Origin of the sequence: Oligoflexus sp., assembly GCF_035712445.1 — a bacterium.
Classification (GTDB): domain Bacteria; phylum Bdellovibrionota_B; class Oligoflexia; order Oligoflexales; family Oligoflexaceae; genus Oligoflexus.
The window spans coordinates 1-16,630 of record NZ_DASTAT010000098.1 but is presented as its reverse complement, the minus strand read 5'-3'; the positions used below and the strand labels follow the sequence as shown (position 1 = coordinate 16,630).

The window sequence follows — 16,630 nt, the reverse complement described above, 5'->3', positions numbered from 1 at the left end:
AGCTTTCTCAATTCAAGATGCAGTCCAAAACTCTGGGCTCGACCACAAAATATGTAGAGCTTTTTAAAGACGTTGCACTGCTGCGCAAGCCGCACGACCCATCATCGGGTCTGAAAGGACAATATGTGCCGAGTGAAGTGCCGATGCCGCGCCTGGATTTGGAGGAAATGCGCGACACGATCGAAGTGCCGCGCGTGGCGGTGAATGCTTAACGGGATTAGAGCATGTAGGATAATTTCGCGATGGTCAGGGCCTGCCGAGGGTGCGTGTAAACACGTTCGATACCGAGACTGGCAAAGGGTGTGAAAAGATTTGTTTTCAAACACAGAGTCCAGACGCTCTCGGTTTTTTCGATCTGCTCACGCCATCCAGCGCTCAGGCCAAACGCATTGTCTTCCTCGAGGGGACGAATATCCAGTCGATGCCGCTGCTGTCCAACCCCCAGAGCGAAGTTGAAATATCGTAGAAAGCCATAACTGAGCCCCAGCATGGCGCTTTCCGTTTCGAGCTTTTCCAAACCGCTTAAACCATCCGCCTGCATCCGTGCGACACGAATAGCCACGGCCGGCTTTTGAAAGCCTTCAAAGATGGTCCACTGCAGATGCGCTCCGAACTGCCGACCTTTGCCTTCATCCAATCGCGCAAAACTCAAACCGAAGTCGAGCGGCCAGTTGGTCCCGTGAGTCAAAAAAAGTCGTGGGACCTGAGTCGGTGCGGTTCGGCTCGGTAATTCCGAAGTTTTATCCCCGCTACCGGCTGTTTGAATGACGCCAACACCCACATGCCAGCCGTAGGAGCCATGCGACTCAAAGCCTTCCACAGGGCTGTATTGGTTGATTTTCAGCCAGCCTTCGTCATAATACGCGGGTCGGTCGGGGTCCGCTGCCAGAGCAGGCAGGGCGACCAGGGCAAGCGCGCCGCTTCCAATTTTGCGAATCACAAGGACCTCGCCATGCAGGTGTGTTTCCTCGATCATTATGACAGCTTTAGTTTCAATCTTATAGACTGGCTGTTTTCTGACACCGGCCTGGAGCTGGTTTATAGGCCCTATGACAGTCCTGGACTCGTTCTGGAGCTGCGGAAGACACCCATGCCCCTCGTTCTTTCCCCAGGTCCCAAGGATCCCCTGGTGCTGCCTGAAACCATGGCTATCGTGCGGGAACAGCTCGGCAAAGTTCCTATTTTTGGGATTTGTCTCGGACACCAATGCCTGGGTCTGGCGCTGGGCGGACGCATGGCGCGGGCGCAGCATCCCTTCCATGGGTCCGCTCAGACTTTAAAAAAAGCCGCCCATTCCAGGTTTCTAAGGGCTCTGCCCGATCATGCGGAGGTGGCCCGTTATAATTCTCTCGTCGTTACGGATTTGCCGGAAGGCCTTGCGACCGCGTGGAATGCCGATGATGAAGTCGAAGCGCTGGAAGATTATTCAAGGCCGCACCCCGCTGTCGGTGTGCAGTTTCACCCGGAATCTTTTTTAAGCGTGGGAGTCGAAAGTTTAAAAGAGGAGTGGCGAAAGCTGGTGAGCGTTTACTATCACCCACCAGCCTGATGTCTTACAATTCGGCGATTGCGCCTTTGCCGATCCCTTCAAAGCATTTCACTTTGATGGGGGCGCCGAGATCCACGCCTTCGCTGCCAATCAACTTGGCCAATTCCTGAGCGATGGATTCGATACTGGTTTCCGCTTCCACCAGGAACACGCGGTTCGCGGGAACGGTGGCTTCATAGCGACCTTTGGAGGCTTCATACGCAATGGTCAGTGGCGTTTGATTTTCCGAACGCACACCGGGCCGCAGATCCGGGGCCGGGTTCACCAGCTGCGTCATCGACGCGATGTGAACGATGGAACCCAGAACTTCGTGGGCCAGCCACTGCTCCAGATCGTGACGGCGTTCATCCGCGACATAGACTTCGATCATGCTGCGGTGACCGTGAAAGAGCCTTTGGCAAAGACCTTCGTGGCCGGTAATGCCATGGCTATAGCGGAAGAAGGACTGACCGGCCCGCTCTTGCTCTTTCCGCAGCTGAACTTCCACCGAGTGGATTTCCTCGGGCAGACGATGGCGGACGAGACGCGAACATTCCTGCTCGACGATTTCGCGGGTCACCTGAACCGAGCGGATGGGATAAACGGCACCCTTGGGGCAGAGGTAGCTCCACTCCGAGTTGACACCCGTCAGACGACTCTTGGCCTGAAGGCGCCAAAGCTCACCGCGGTCCGTGTCCTGGTAATGCACGAGTTTGGACTGCACCGGAATAATCAGCGTGTGGTCGAGCGAGGCCTTCAGGACCTGCTTCACCAGCTTCTTCAAATGGCTGAAATCATACACAAAGCCGTTCGAGTCGAGCTGACCCGAAACGGTGATGTCCACATACCAGGACTGACCGACCACACCGACCGAAGGGTCAAAGATCGCACAGTCGATTTTGTCGACGTCCTGAATGAAGAGTCGTCCAAATCGTTCTTTGCCACTCTGGGGGGCAGTTTTTTCTTCCATCGAGTACCGCCAAATTTTAAAGGTATTCAAGACGATAGAGACCTAAACAAAGGTTGCGGACAAGCGCCTGGCCCACTATAACTTTTGCTGTCTCCAGCACCCTTGACGGGGGAACGTCCTGTATAAAGAATCTCCTGTCCAGTTTCAAGTTGTATGAAGGAAATTCATCATGAGTCGTGAGATTCGCGTTCGCATCGCTCCATCCCCCACCGGTGATCCGCATGTAGGAACAGCCTATACGGCCCTATTTAACTATGTTTTCGCCAAAAAACACGGTGGAAAATTTATTCTGCGCATCGAGGACACCGACCAGACCCGCGCGCGGGCCTCGAGCGAGCAGCAGATTTTTTCCTCACTGAAGTGGCTTGGGCTGAATTGGGATGAGGGACCTGATTGCGGTGGACTTTATGGTCCTTATCGGCAGTCTGAACGGCTCGATATTTACCGGGAATATACCCAAAAGCTGGTGGACTCCGGTCACGCTTATGCCTGTTTCTGTACAGCCGAGCGTCTTGATAGGGTGCGCGCGGAGCAAAAGGCCCAGAATCTGACCACCCGCTATGATGGGCATTGCAGGAATCTGAGCAAGGACGAGGTGGCGAAGCAAAAGGCCGCGGGCACACCCCATGTGATCCGTCTGCGGGTGCCGACGGATGGCGTCACGCGCTTTGAGGATCTTCTGCGCGGTGAGCTGCAGTTCGACAATGAGCGGATCGACGACCAGGTCCTGATGAAGACCGATGGTTTTCCCACCTATCACCTTGCGAACGTGGTCGATGATCATCTGATGAAGATCACGCATGTGATCCGCGCGGAAGAGTGGATTTCCTCGACGCCGAAGCATGTGCTCCTTTATCGCGCCTTTGGTTGGGAAGAGCCGGTCTTCAGCCATCTGCCGCTCCTGCGTAACTCCGATCGGTCGAAGATTTCGAAGCGAAAGAACCCTGTTTCGCTGACCTATTATCGCCGCGCCGGGATGCTGCCCGAAGCGATCGTGAACTTCCTCGCCCTCATGGGCTGGAGCTACGGCGATGACAAGGAAATCTTCACGCTGAAGGAGATGATCGAGGTCTTCGATCTGAAGAAGATTTCCATCGGCGGTCCGGTCTTCGATATGGTGAAGCTCACCTGGCTGAACCAGCATTATATGCACAAAATGGACGAGGATTCCTTCGTCGACTATATCCGTGAAGAGATCTTCAACAAGGACTTCCTGCGTCGCCTGAAGCCTTTGGCTCTGGAACGCATGTCGCGCTTTGAGCAGTTCGTCGATAACAATGCCTTCTTCTTCAACGGCGCCCTCGACTATAAACATGTCGAAGTCATGCCGGCTAGCAAGGACAAGGACGCCGTCCGCGAGATGCTGCAGCAGCTCCTTGAGCAGCTCGACGAACTCTACGATTGGCAGAATAAGCCTTTGCATGATGTTCTGAACGCGCATCGGGAAAAGATCGGCTGGAAGCCCAAGGATTATTTCATGACGATTCGTTTGATCGTGACGGGCCGCAAGGATTCGCCGCCTCTGACGGAAAGCATGGAGCTGATCGGCCGGGAAATCGTGCGCTTCCGCATTCGGAACTTTATGGATACCGTGCTGGTTTAACACTCTCCGGGCCCATGCGGGCCCTTCCTTTCACGCCCCCGCCGGACTTCAAATCAAAAAATCTTTTGCTGTGAGGGCTCTGCTGCCGGAAAAATCTCGGGTGCGGTGTGACGCCGGTAGGAAATATCGCCCGGCGCATGTCATTTAATATAACAATAACAACATGTTAGATGTTCTTTCTCGCCCAAAAAAGCCCGCTTGGTAAGACTTCACAAGTTTGATCAAGGTTTGAGTCCACCGACCGACACGGTTCGGGATGAGTATGAATCCGGGAGATTGATATGAAACTCGTGATCGCGATCGATGACTCCAAAGTTGCCCTGATCCAGGTCCAAAAGTATGTACAGAAGAACTTCCCCAACTGCCAGATACTTTCCTCCACCAATCCTATCGAAGGCGTGGAGCTGGTGAGGAAGAACAAGGACCGCGTGGACCTCGTGATCATCGACTACAATATGAAGGAAATGAACGGCCTTGATGCCGTCGATCAATTCCAGGCCTTTCTTGATCTTTCCAAGGTTGTCATCTGCAGTGCCAACACGCAGAAGGTGCTGATTGATCGGGCGACGGAAAAAGGGCTGAAATTCATTGAAAAGCCCTTGACCCAGGAGAAGATCGACCACCTCGTCCTCCCCCTTAAAACCAAAGCTTCATGAGAAACTTTATGCAACTCACGCCTCAGCAGGAAGATGTTCTGAAAGAGACCTTCAACATGGGTGTCGGTCGCGCCTCGGCGTCCATTGGTGAGTTGGCCCAATGCGAGGTCAGCCTTACCGTGCCCGAGGCTCATATCTGCGAACTATCGACCCTGATCAGCAAGATATCCGCCGACGAAGGCGCCAAGCTCTCGGCTGTCATCCAAGGCTACTCCGGTCCCTTTGAAGGCACAGCGATGATGCTCTATTCCGAGTCCGCGAGCCTTGACCTCGTGCGCCTGATCATGGGCTCCGACACGCCTTCCGAGCAGCTGTCGGAAATGGAAAGCGATGCCCTCTGTGAAGTCGGTAATATCGTTTTGAATGCGTGCCTCTCATCGCTCGGCCAGCTGTTTGATGCTCAGATCGAGACGAGCCTGCCCGAGATCATCACCGGCAGCACCTACGATGTGCTGACGCTCGAAGGCAAGCTGTCTCCTGAAAAGCAGATCGTGTTTCTCAAAATGGGTTTCCGTGTGGCCACAGGCCAGCTGCAGGGTTATCTGAGTTTTATTCTGGACACTGATAAGATCCAGAACCTTGTGGACTCGCTGGACCGCTATTATGAAAAGGTCTGTGCATGAACGCGCTGGTGAATGTCGACGTTCTCAGAGCTGCTGTGCTGTCAGCCGACTACGGCTGCATCATCATTGATGCCAGCGAGCAGATTTGCTTTTGGAACCGATGGATTGCCAAATACAGCGGCATCAGCGAGGCCGATGCGCTCGGCAAGACACTTTGGGAAGTCTTCAATCTGACCAATGACTGCGCCTGCTGCAAAGCCATCACCCAGGCCCTGACCCAGGGGAAAAGCACCCTCCTGTCCCAAACCTTTCATCCCAATCCCTTGCCCCTCTACCGAAAGAGCGCCAAGAAAACTCTCATGACTCAACGGGTCGTGATCCGCTCTCAAACGATAGGCAAGGATCGCTTCTGCTTTTTGGAAGTCACCGACCAGAGCGCGGGTTCTGAACGTGAGAAGTACCTGGCCCAGACGCGTGATTACATCGGCAAGATCATCGAATCCATCCAGGAAATGATGTTCATCATGGACACCGACTATCGCCTGTCTGAAGTCAACGCCACGGCCAAGTCCATGCTGGGCTATGAGGAAAGCGAGCTGGTCGGACGATCCTTCCTCGACTTCGTCATCCAGCCTAAGAACCTTGAAATGTGGTCGGCGCAAAATCAGAATCTGCATCGGACCAAGGTCAAGGATGTGGAACTGAGCCTGAAAACGCGGGATGGCCATTCCCGAATCGTCATTCTTTCTGGATCCTTCATCGAGAACAAGGACAAGCTGGGTCTCCTCTTCGTCGCCTTCGCCAAGGACATCACTGGGATTCGCGAAGCCGAGCAGCAGCTGAACGCCCAGAAAGCCCAGCTCGCCACGGCCTCCAAACTCTCTGCGCTGGGGGAAATGGCCGGTGGCATCGCTCATGAGATCAATAATCCCATCGCGATCATTCATGGCCTGAGTTTTCAGCTGAAGAAAAAGCTGCTGAAGGCCAATCTGGATGCGGATAAAAGCATCACGTCCATCCTTCAGGAAATCGAATCGACGACGATGCGGGTTTCAAAGATCATCAAAGGACTGAAAGCCATCTCGCGCTCGGGTGACAAGGATGATTTCTTTGTCGCCAACCTTAAATCCATCGTTGAAGACACCATGAATCTCTGCGGTGAGCGCTTCAAAACTGCCGGCATCCTCCTGGAGGTGCCGGACATGCCGGATAACCTTCAGATTGAATGTCGCCAGGTGCAGATGTCCCAGGTTCTTCTGAACCTTCTGAATAATGCCAAGGACGCTGTGCTCGGCCTGGATGAGCGATGGATTCGAATTGAGGTCGCGAGGCAAAGGGATCGGGTCATCATCGTGGTCACGGACAGCGGCAAGGGCATCGACAAGGTCAATCAGGAAAAGATGTTCCTTCCGTTCTTCACGACCAAAGGCATAGGCAAGGGGACCGGCCTCGGCCTCAGCATTTCCAAAGGCATTGTCGAGGATCACGGCGGCGAATTCTACTATGATGCGGCGCGGCCGAATACGACGTTTGTCATAGATCTTCCGCTGCGGCAGTCGGCACAGAAATCCGCTTAATGGGAACAGGAGCATCCATGACGACGGTACTATTGGTTGATGACAGCAAATTCACCTGTAATCGGACGATCGAGATGCTGCGTGAAATTGATCCTGATGTGAACGTCATCCCAGCCTATCTGCCCAGCAAGGCATTGGAACTGGTACAAAGCCAGGGTTCGACCTATGACCTTGCCATCATTGATTTCAATATGCCCGAGATGAACGGGCTTGAGCTTGCTGAGAAAATTCGCGCGATCATTCCCTACGAACGCATTGTCATCCTCACCGCATCATCGGCCTTCACCACGCACTCGCAGACGATTCCGGAGGGGATGCACTTTTGCCAAAAGCCGGTCAATGAAGAAAAGCTTCGTGCTGTCCTTCAGTTTCAAAGAAGGATTTCTGCGTGAAATCAGGCATAATCCAAAATTTCCGCGAAATCTCAGATGCCTTCTGCGACGGCCTTGCCACAGCCAGTGAGCAGCTCGGCGAGCTGACGAATTTTGATGAGATGTTCGGGTTTACGCCCGTATCCATCCACCTGCATTCTTCGGGCGCTGATGAAAAGAGCTACGAAAAGGGAGCCGAGGACTGCTGCCTGCTTGAAGTCCTGGATCACAATGTCCCGATCGGTTACGCGGGCCTCATCTTCAAGGAGGGCGAAGCGCGAAAGCTCGTGGGGGCGATTCTGAAATCGACCAGCGATGCGACTGAGCTTGATCGCGAAAAACCCGATGTGATCGCCGAGGTCACAAATATCATGATGAACGCCTGCCTGGCGCGTCTCGCAGGCCCTCTCCAGATGAAGCTCGCCGGTGGCCTTCCCTCGTTCGGGCATTGCCCAGTCGGACGGCTGCAGGACGTGAGCTCAGGATCAGAGGGGCGGATTCTCGTTCTGAGGGCCTCATTCGAAAATGAGAAGAAGCATATCAACGGAGATGTGACGATGGCCATCGTGTTGAAGCCGGAAATCCTTAAGTCAGCGGGATGAATGGCCTCGTGATCTTTTCTATCAGAGTCTCAAAAGTATCAAGGGATGCGGCCGTCAGATAGTTGAATTCCACGCCAATCCCGCTTTTCGCATCGCCTTCTGCACGCGAACGAACCCAGCGAACAAGGCCCTGGCCTTCCAGAATGCAGCCCTTCTCGCCAAAGGCGATCTTGAAAGAAATGACCTCGCCCGACCTCGGAAACTGCTGGGGCATATGCAGGAAGAATCCTCCGCGGCCTATGCTGCAGCTTGGTGTGTGCAAAGTCTCATCCAGTTCGGTCAGGCTGCATTCCAAGGTAAACGAGGTTCGACCCAGAGTGTCCTTCTCCTGATACTGCTCGCGCATGGGCAGAAGCCTTCTGCGCACGGTTTTGCTCAGGGCCTCATAGTCGATAGGTTTGGCGAACACGCCCTGGGCGCCTTCGTGGTAGGCCTCCTGAGCTGTGGTTTCTGAAAACGCGGAAACCAGGACCATGGGTGGGGGCTGTGGCAAATGACTCTGGATTTTGAGCAAAAGATCAATTCCACTCATGCCGGGCATTTTCACATCCGACACGATGAGATCCACTTTATCTTCTGTCAGGGTTTGAAACGCTTCGCTGCCGCTGGAGGCTTTGCGCACTTCGTAGCCAGCTTCCTCAAACTCTTCTGCCAGGATGGATTGGATCAGCGGCTCATCATCAACGACCAGGATTTTGTGAAGCAAAGCGTCTCCCTTTCCCATGGATCATCAAATTTTCAAGGCGTTAGTATATAATAAAATTAAAAGGTCAGCCTTAAAAGCGATGGATACCTTGCAGGACAATAAAATTGAATAAAGATGCATTCAAGATCGCCTATCTGGGAACGGATGCTGCAGCGCAGGATCTATTGCTGCATGCTTCTGCAGCCGAAGGTTTTGCTTGTGCATTCTTCAAAAAATCCGAAGATCTGGTGCAGTTCCTGAATGAAGAGGCGCATCGGATCGTGATGGTGTTCATGGACCATAGCCCCCCGGCCATGGATGCCTTTGCCATTCGTGGCTCGATCATGAACCAGTTTGATGATGTGCCGACCGTCATCAAGATCCCCGGCATGGTCAGGCTGGACGAGATGGATCAGATTATATCGCTGAAAATAAAGCGGGTGATTTCCGAATATCTTCTGGACGATATTCGCGACACGATCCAAAAGTACAATCGAAAAGTCGATCTGGACATTGAAGAGGAAGTCAAAACCGCCTTCATATTGGAATGCAACGAACTTTTGGAAGATGTCGAATCAGCGATTCTGGAGCTGGAAGCCCATCCTTCCAACATGAACGCCCTCAAGCGCCTCTTTCGTTGCATTCATACCATCAAGGGCTCCAGCCGCGTCACCCGCTGGCGGGAGTTTGAAACCTATGTGCATGCTTACGAAGAGCTGTTGAGCGAGATTGATGGCGGAATCCGGGTCGTGAATCATGCGTCCGCCAGAATCCTGCTCGAAGGATACGACCGTATTGTGGCGCTGGTGGACTCCATCACCAAAGGCCAGCGGCTCAACTTTGATGTGAATCAGTGGATTGCTGATTTTCATGCCCTGGACCAGGATATCACCTCCACGAATCCTGCGCGGGAGAATGATCAGGATTCGACCACGGCCCGCACGTCGCGCACCCAGGGCACCCGGACCATCAATGTGCCGATCGAAGCCCTCAGCAAACTCACATACTACGTGTCGCTGATGCTGGAAAATCAGAAGAAGTGCCATGCCCTGATTCGAAGTCTCGACAAGGAGAACCTGGACGAGAAAATTCACGAGATTGATGCGCTCGTGACCCAGCTCCAGACCACCGAAGAGGAGATCCTCGTCAATCTTGAAGAGGTGCGCTGTGTCCCCCTTCGTTCCGTTTTCCGGCCTTATTCACGGATTGTGCATGATTTGAGTCGAACTCTGGCCAAGAGCATCCAGCTGGTGATCACAGGCGAGGACATCCGGGTCGACAACACGATTGCTTCGGTCCTCGGCAACTCCTTGATCCATCTCATTCGGAACAGCATAGATCACGGTATCGAAAGTCCTGAAGCGCGACAGGCCAGCGGCAAGAGCCCGACGGGCACCATTCATGTCGCCGCCGTGCGGACGGATGATGGATTGACCGTCACCGTCGAGGATGATGGCGATGGCATCAATCTGCAGAGGGTCGCAGCCCATGCCGTGAATCGAAAGCTCCACACCCAGGATCAGGTCAATCGCATGAGCGAAGAGGAGCTGATCAGCATTATTTTCCAGCCCGGCTTCAGTACCGCTTCTGCGGTGAGCAGCATCTCAGGGCGTGGGGTGGGCATGGATATGGTGAAGAACACGGTGGAATCGGTTGGGGGGATCATTCGGGCCAGGACGACTGCGGGAAAAGGTTCCCAGTTTATTCTGGAATTTCACGGCAAAAACTCAGTGATTTATTTTGAATAGCGGGAGGCGACCTTGACCTACGACGGCAGCAAACTGGAAGATGAATTCCTTTACGAAGTCTCTGAGCTTATGGCCGAAGCTGAGATTGCCTGTTTGACCCTGGAGCGGGAGGGCGAAAGCATCGAGATGATCGATCTCATCTTTCGGATTTCTCACACGATCAAAGGCAGCGGCTATGTCGCTGGCTTTGATCACCTCAGCCGCTTCGCTCATGAGTATGAGAACATGCTCTCGCTCATACGAAGTCGGGTCGTGAAGCTGACCCCTGAGGTCATCGCCCTCATGTTTGATGTGCATGACGTTCTTAAGGCCTGGGCGACTGAGTTGAAAAACGATAGCCTTTATGTCGCCGATACCGCGGCCATCCTGAAACGCATCAATGCCGTTTGCCGCGTTCCCGGCCGACCCAGTCCTGCGGCTCGGACGGAAACCGTGGCGAGTTTCGGTTTCTTTGAGGATGAACCTGCGGCCCGGGTGAAAAAACCTGAGCCTTCACCCTCGCGTCCCATGAAAGAGCAAAAAGCAGAGGTCGCGCCGCCCCCGGCCATCCAGCATGCGGACTCCAGAAAGCCCAAGGTCCTGATCGTCGATGATGAGGTGAGCCTGACCAAAGTCTTCGCCTCCTATCTTGAGGATCTGGACGTTGACGTCCTGACGGCTCATGATGGAAAGCAGGCACTCGCCATCATGATGGATCAGTCGATTGATCTTCTGATCACAGACTTCATGATGCCCCAGATGAACGGCCTTCAGCTCATCGAAAAGATTCGGAGCAGTGACAGCACGGTGCAGGTGATATTCGTTTCGGCCGCAGCGGAACGCCGGGATGTGATCTCGATTCTCAATATGGGTGCTTTTGCGTTTTTGGAGAAACCCTTCGAAGCCGACGTCTTGCTCACGCATGCCCGGAATGCCCTGCGCGAGAAGTATATCCGTGATGCCATCATCCGTCTGACGAGCCTCAACTTCAAAGCCTACATCACGAGCAGCCAGTTGGCGCGCGCAAAGGATGAGAAGACCTATAAGACTCTCTATGATTCCATGCAAAAGATCCTGGATGAGATCACCCTGATCCAGAACAGTATCCTGAAGCATGAGCGTAAGCTGTCGCCGGCAGCCTAAAAGAAGGGGCGAGGATTTTCTCGCCCTTCGCTCCCGCCTGCTTACCTACTGCAGAAGATCGATCAGCTGACTGCGGGTCAGGGTCTTGAAGATTTCTTCATCACGATCCATGAACTTCTCGAAAAGTTCCTTCTTGGTATTGATGAGCGCATCAATCTTTTCTTCCAGCGTTCCGCGCGTGACGAGCTTCAGCACCTGAACGTTCTTGTTCTGGCCGATGCGGTACACGCGGTCGGTCGCCTGATTCTCCTTGCTCGCGTTCCACCAGCGATCGTAGTGGACGACCACGGACGCTGCGGTCAGATCAATACCGATGCCGCCCGCCAGCAGCGAACCAACGAAGATCTTGCAGTTCGGATCAGTCTGGAAGGTTTCGATGACCTTGCCGCGGTTCTTCGTTTGACCCGTGAGGATCGCGTGGCCGATGCTCTGCTGCTCCAGATACTGGCTGATGAGGCGAATCATCTCCACATACTGGCTATAGATCACGACCTTATGCCCGCTATCCAAGGCTTCCGTCAGAATCTCCTTCAGCACTTCAAACTTGCCGCTTTCATACTGATCCAGCTTGCCTGGATGGACCAGCAGCGGGTGGTTACAGACCTGCTTCAGAAGCGTCAGGACCGCGAACACATGCAGATAAGGAACGGCAGCGTTTTCGTCCTTCAGTGTTTCCAGGATAGGCCGGGCCTTGAGCTCCAGGACTTCACGATAGATCTTGATTTGATCATTCGAAAGCGTGCAGTGCCGGATGTCCTCGACCTTTTCCGGCAGATCATGAAGAACGTTGGCCTTATTGCGCCGCATTTTAAAGGGATGGATCAGCTTCTGCAGAGCCAGCTCGGTTTCAGGCTCGCCATTTTTTTCAATCGGCTGCATGAAATTGCGGCGGAAGTATTCATCCGATCCCAGGTATCCCGGGACGAGGAAGTCGAAGAGATTCTTCATCTCGCCCAGATGGTTTTCGATGGGAGTGCCGGTCAAGCAGATGCGAATGTCCGCCGTCAGGGTGCAGACCGCCTGGTAGGTGGCGGTGTCCTGATTCTTCACAAAATGCGCTTCATCCAGAATGATGGCGTCCCAGTTGATCGCCTGCAGCTGCTTGGCGTCCCTCAGAAGAACGCCGTAGCTCGTGATCATGAGGTCGTGCGTTTCCATCATCTTTTTAATATTCTGGCTGCGCTTCGGCCCATGGTGTTTGAACACTTTAAGATTCGGGCAGAAGGCCAGGACCTTGTCCTCCCAGTGATCCAAAACCGTGGTCGGGGCGATCACGATGAAATAGGACTTCTCTTTGCGCGATTGGATGGCCGACATCAGACCCATGGCCTGGTGGGTCTTCCCGAGGCCCATCTCATCCGCCAGCAGTCCATGGAGCTTATTCTCATAGAGCCACCACATCCACTGAACGCCCGTGAACTGGTATTCCCGCAGCTTCAGCTTCGTATGGGTCAGGCTGGGAACCTTGATGTTGTTCTTGAACTCCAGCTGATTCCGAATCTGATTCAAGACCTTCTTCGATCCGACGAACTGATCGAAATCACCGACCGCCGCCTTGAGCCGCATCAGTCCCAGCGAACTCACCTTCAGGAATTTTCCGGTTTCATCCGTTTCCCAGTTGTGATCCTTCACAAAGTCCGGGATCTTGATCCACTTTTCACCCTGGCGAATATAATTCCGCTTTTTCTTTTTGAACTGCGTGACGAGATCCAGCATGGAAATGGATTCCTGCCCGCTCTGATAGCGCGGATCAAGGAAGAACCAGCCATCAGCGGCCTTGTGGATGCGAATCTCGGTCAGCTGCGGCGTGCTTTCGATCGCAGCGCCCTTCAGGTTCTGGTCGAGCCAGATCGGGCCTTCATTGATGTATTCAAAGAAGTTGTCCTGGATGAAATTCGCGGAGGCATCCTCTTTAAAGACCTTGCGAATCGGCAGATCGTTCCAAAGGGAACTGACATCGCCATCGGTCAGCTTCCAGAAGCCGCGCTCGGGCAGATAGAAGTATTCTTTCCCCAGATACTTGTGCCCGGCTTTCAGGGACACGAATTCAAAGTACCCATCCTTGCCCTTGGGCTCCAGACGGGTCAGCATCTTATGCGCTTCGGGAAAGATGGAATGCGGATTGTCCTTTTCCTGCAGACGATTGAAGGCGGCGGGCGGATGCGGAATCACCACCACGCGTTCCGCGACGACTTTTTCATCATCTTCCTGATAAATCCGCGTACCCCGAATGGCTGTGACATTAAAGACCTTGAGCGCCTTAATCTCATCACTGGCTGTGGTGAGTTTGGGATGGCTCTGCAAAAACTTCGCGGCGTCATCCAATTCAAGGTGGTAGTTGGTATACTCGCCGGGCTTAATTTCCAGACGCACCTTCATCGTGGGTCCATTCGCGAGCAGACGTACGCTTTGAATATTCCCTTTGAGGTGGCTCAAAATGGTCTGGGCAGCCCCTTCTCCGCGGTCGCGTTTTTCCCCTTCAATCTGGGCTTTGATATTTTTACGACGCACGGCCACAGGGTGCTTGAGTGGCATCCGATTATCAAGCGAGGCCAGCAGCTCCGGTTTTTCACGGTCAATCGAGATCATGAAGGATGCCAGGTGTTCACAGTATTGGCCGCCGGTGCGATTTTTCTTGCAGGTGCACTCGATCCACTGAATGCAGTGGCCGTTGGGGTGAATTTTCAGACGTGTTTCTTCCCCGCGCCCGCCGTTTGAGCTGATACGCGCGGTAATCAAGCCGTGCATGGCTTTGATTTGCTCCACCTTTCCCGAGGTATAGAGGTCGAGGCCCGTGAGCCAGTCATCTTCATCCACATGTTCGTAAAAGAATTCGAGAATATTGGTCTTCACTCTTGGGAACTCGCAGCAGTAGGGGAATGGAGTCGCATCAAACCTGAGTATAGCACGAACATTTTCAGGACGCGGCCTTGTCAAAAACCTGACGCCGGGACATTTGCCGGATGGAAAACGGGTAAAGTTTACCATCTTATCATGTTTTTAGTCGAATTTCTGAGCGCTTTTATTCAAGACCCCATGCCCGAATCCGATACGTCCTGGGTCAGATGGAGACAAACGTGGTTGAGAGTAAGGACAGTTTCGTTGCTTCGAAAATTCTCGTGGATTTCCTGCGGGATTTCACGTTGCTGACTGAACAGCAGCTGGTTTCCATTCGCATGCTGATGGAAAAAACCGTGGCGGATGTGATGAATTCGGTGACATCCATGAGCCAGGTGGCTGACGAGAAGAAGATAAAAGCCAATGAAGTCCTGATCAAAGATAAGAAATCCCAGGATTTTGTCAGCTCCTCCAGCAAGGAGTTGGAAAAGAACGAAGAGGCCATCCTCGCCGGCGAAGCAACTGATTCGCAGCGTAAGGATTACCTGGAGAATAAGTTGATGCGGACCGGCGGGATCTTTTCCAAGCACATGGAAGCGATCAGCGGCCTGGATCGTGATCTGCAGAATCTGATCGCCCAGATCATCGGGGCGGTTTCGGTGGATGATGTGATCGCCCAGCGGCTGAGTCATATCATTGCCGGTATGAATCATTTGCAGGTGGAGCTGGGGACGCTTCTGGCGAATTACAAGCTTAACGCCAGAGCGGATGCCATCAAGCTTTTCCGCAACCGGGTCCTGACCCAGGTCTATCTGAGTTATACGAGTGAAGATGAACGACTGATTTTTCATAAAATCTTCGGTCATCCGAAAGAAATGAAGCGTGTCAGCTAAGGTTCGCCCCCTAAGGAGGATTTCATGGGTAAGAAGATCATGATCGTGGACGACTCGAAAACCATTCGCCAGCAAGTGAGCTTTACGCTGACCAAAGGCGGCTACGAAGTCATCGAAGCCGAAGACGGCGCCGACGGCATCGAAAAGCTGAAAGCCAACAAAGATGTGGCGATGGTCATCAGCGACGTGAATATGCCCAACATGAACGGCCTGGAAATGGTCGAAAAACTGAAGGCGGAAGGCAGCACGGTTCCCGTGATCATGCTGACGACCGAAGGTGCTTCGGATCTGATTCAAAGAGCCAAGGCCGCCGGAGCCAAAGGCTGGCTGGTGAAGCCCTTCCAACCCGATCAATTGGTCGCCGCAGTCACCAAGATCGCAGGCTAAGACTCCCCGGGGGCCGTGATGTCGGAAAAAGAGGATCCCAGCGCTTACCTTGTAGGCTTTCTGGCGCAGTACACGCAGCTGCTCGAAGGGCAGCTGCTGAACATTCGCGAGACTATGGTCAACACCGTGGAAACTGTCATGCAGGGCGTGGCTGGTATCAGCACCGCCACGGAAGACAGGCGTCAGCATGCCGAAAAGGTCTTGGAGTCCACTTATGTGAACCCGGATATGGAAACGGAAATTCTGATTCAGGACATGCAGAAGGTCGTGGATGAGATTTTCGAGGAAACATCCGAGCGTTACGCCAAAGGTCAGGACCTGGAGCAGCTGACTTCAGCTGAACCGGAAGTTCTGGTCAAAAACCGCATCAATAGATTCGCTGGCCGGTTCAAGACGGAAATGGACACGCTCAATACCGTAGACGATGAACTCAAGAACACCATCTTCGGTATTATTGGCGCGCTTTCATCAGAAGATGTGATCGCGCAAAAGTTAGAACATGTGGTGATGTCGCTCAAGATTCTGCAGACCGGACTCAACTATGTACTCATAGATTATGATCAGCGTTGCACCATAGACGAGTTGGAGAAGGTCACTTCCGATATAAAGAGCTATACATTCCGCCAGTATACAGCCGAAGACGAGAAGAAAAGGTTTCTGGCCATCTTCCCCGACCTCCGCAAAAAAACTGCCTGAATAACGGCGCCATTCGCGCATTGAACGCGTCCTCAAACTTCAAAGTAAAATTGACGTTATGATGAAATCCTTGCACCGCAGGGCTTTCGAAGTTTTTTAAATCCTTCTTAAAAAAAACTGCAATGGGTGTTGACGAGCACGGGGTGAATCCGTATAACCCTTCTTCACGGCGGCGATGAACGCAAACGAAGAAAAGATAAGACAAGAAAATCCTTGACGAATCAGACCTTCGAAGAGTACAAAGCAGACCGGTTCTTTGAAAACTGAATAGAAGACAGAAAGAAGAAGCGCGAACGTCAATTCTGATGTTTCAACTTCGGTTGAGATGTCGGGTTAAAATAAAAAAAAGCGAGCTTCGGCTCGTCTAGGATTTAAACTTTAGAGTTTGATC

At 53.1% G+C, this 16,630-nt stretch carries 17 protein-coding genes; 13 read left to right on the top strand and 4 right to left on the bottom strand.

What is annotated here, in order from left to right; translation table 11 throughout:
• Positions 1-212, top strand: a 212-nt coding sequence (locus VFO10_RS21705; protein WP_325144078.1) for a hypothetical protein, incomplete at its 5' end; no start/stop codon positions are given.
• Positions 213-217: 5 nt separating this feature from the next.
• On the opposite strand, the gene VFO10_RS21700 is transcribed toward VFO10_RS21705, so the two are convergent.
• Entirely contained in the window at positions 218-940 is a 723-nt protein-coding gene (locus VFO10_RS21700; protein ID WP_325144077.1) for a hypothetical protein, read from the bottom strand.
• Between the two features lie 12 nt (positions 941-952).
• Here VFO10_RS21700 and VFO10_RS21695 point away from each other — a divergent pair, with 12 nt between their 5' ends.
• The gene (locus VFO10_RS21695; protein WP_325144076.1) at positions 953-1,549 is read left to right on the top strand and encodes an aminodeoxychorismate/anthranilate synthase component II; all 597 of its coding nucleotides are present in this window, start codon (positions 953-955) and stop codon (positions 1,547-1,549) included.
• Positions 1,550-1,553: 4 nt separating this feature from the next.
• Here the strand turns inward: VFO10_RS21695 and VFO10_RS21690 are convergent, their stop codons facing one another.
• Positions 1,554-2,498, bottom strand: a complete 945-nt coding sequence (locus VFO10_RS21690; RefSeq protein WP_325144075.1) for a 6-pyruvoyl trahydropterin synthase family protein — start codon at positions 2,496-2,498, stop codon at positions 1,554-1,556.
• 169 nt (positions 2,499-2,667) lie between these two features.
• Here VFO10_RS21690 and gltX point away from each other — a divergent pair, with 169 nt between their 5' ends.
• From gltX to VFO10_RS21660, 6 genes are all read left to right on the top strand, one after another.
• Positions 2,668-4,101 (top strand): glutamate--tRNA ligase, encoded by a 1,434-nt coding sequence (gene gltX, locus VFO10_RS21685; RefSeq protein ID WP_325144074.1) that lies wholly within the window; start codon positions 2,668-2,670, stop codon positions 4,099-4,101.
• A gap of 281 nt (positions 4,102-4,382) precedes the next feature.
• Entirely contained in the window at positions 4,383-4,757 is a 375-nt protein-coding gene (locus tag VFO10_RS21680) for a response regulator (RefSeq protein ID WP_325144073.1), read from the top strand.
• Between the two features lie 8 nt (positions 4,758-4,765).
• Positions 4,766-5,380 carry a chemotaxis protein CheX gene (locus VFO10_RS21675; protein ID WP_325144072.1) on the top strand — a complete coding sequence of 205 codons (615 nt, stop codon included), beginning with the start codon at positions 4,766-4,768 and terminating at the stop codon, positions 5,378-5,380.
• Positions 5,377-6,897, top strand: a complete 1,521-nt coding sequence (locus tag VFO10_RS21670; RefSeq protein WP_325144071.1) for a PAS domain S-box protein — start codon at positions 5,377-5,379, stop codon at positions 6,895-6,897. Before VFO10_RS21675 ends, VFO10_RS21670 begins: the two co-directional genes overlap by 4 nt.
• A 17-nt stretch (positions 6,898-6,914) precedes the next feature.
• A complete protein-coding gene (locus VFO10_RS21665; RefSeq protein WP_325144070.1) occupies positions 6,915-7,289 on the top strand; it encodes a response regulator in 375 nt (124 codons plus the stop codon).
• Positions 7,286-7,870 carry a hypothetical protein gene (locus VFO10_RS21660; protein WP_325144069.1) on the top strand — a complete coding sequence of 195 codons (585 nt, stop codon included), beginning with the start codon at positions 7,286-7,288 and terminating at the stop codon, positions 7,868-7,870. Before VFO10_RS21665 ends, VFO10_RS21660 begins: the two co-directional genes overlap by 4 nt.
• Here VFO10_RS21660 and VFO10_RS21655 read toward each other — a convergent pair.
• Entirely contained in the window at positions 7,854-8,576 is a 723-nt protein-coding gene (locus VFO10_RS21655) for a response regulator (protein WP_325144068.1), read from the bottom strand. The genes VFO10_RS21660 and VFO10_RS21655 overlap by 17 nt on opposite strands.
• A 104-nt stretch (positions 8,577-8,680) precedes the next feature.
• Here VFO10_RS21655 and VFO10_RS21650 point away from each other — a divergent pair, with 104 nt between their 5' ends.
• Both VFO10_RS21650 and VFO10_RS21645 read left to right on the top strand, forming a co-directional pair.
• Positions 8,681-10,303, top strand: coding sequence for a chemotaxis protein CheA (locus tag VFO10_RS21650; RefSeq protein ID WP_325144067.1), 1,623 nt, complete (start codon positions 8,681-8,683; stop codon positions 10,301-10,303).
• Between the two features lie 12 nt (positions 10,304-10,315).
• The gene (locus tag VFO10_RS21645; protein WP_325144066.1) at positions 10,316-11,425 is read left to right on the top strand and encodes a response regulator; all 1,110 of its coding nucleotides are present in this window, start codon (positions 10,316-10,318) and stop codon (positions 11,423-11,425) included.
• Positions 11,426-11,470: 45 nt separating this feature from the next.
• On the opposite strand, the gene VFO10_RS21640 is transcribed toward VFO10_RS21645, so the two are convergent.
• Entirely contained in the window at positions 11,471-14,278 is a 2,808-nt protein-coding gene (locus VFO10_RS21640) for a DEAD/DEAH box helicase (protein ID WP_325144065.1), read from the bottom strand.
• A 224-nt stretch (positions 14,279-14,502) separates the two neighbouring features.
• Between VFO10_RS21640 and VFO10_RS21635 the strand changes: the two genes are divergently transcribed.
• Genes VFO10_RS21635 through VFO10_RS21625 form a run of 3 tightly spaced genes read left to right on the top strand, consistent with a single transcriptional unit; the run spans position 14,503 to position 16,239 of the window.
• Positions 14,503-15,156 carry a hypothetical protein gene (locus tag VFO10_RS21635; protein ID WP_325144064.1) on the top strand — a complete coding sequence of 218 codons (654 nt, stop codon included), beginning with the start codon at positions 14,503-14,505 and terminating at the stop codon, positions 15,154-15,156.
• Positions 15,157-15,180: 24 nt separating this feature from the next.
• Entirely contained in the window at positions 15,181-15,543 is a 363-nt protein-coding gene (locus VFO10_RS21630; protein ID WP_325144063.1) for a response regulator, read from the top strand.
• Positions 15,544-15,561: 18 nt separating this feature from the next.
• The gene (locus tag VFO10_RS21625; protein ID WP_325144062.1) at positions 15,562-16,239 is read left to right on the top strand and encodes a hypothetical protein; all 678 of its coding nucleotides are present in this window, start codon (positions 15,562-15,564) and stop codon (positions 16,237-16,239) included.
• The last annotated feature ends 391 nt before the right edge of the window (positions 16,240-16,630 follow it).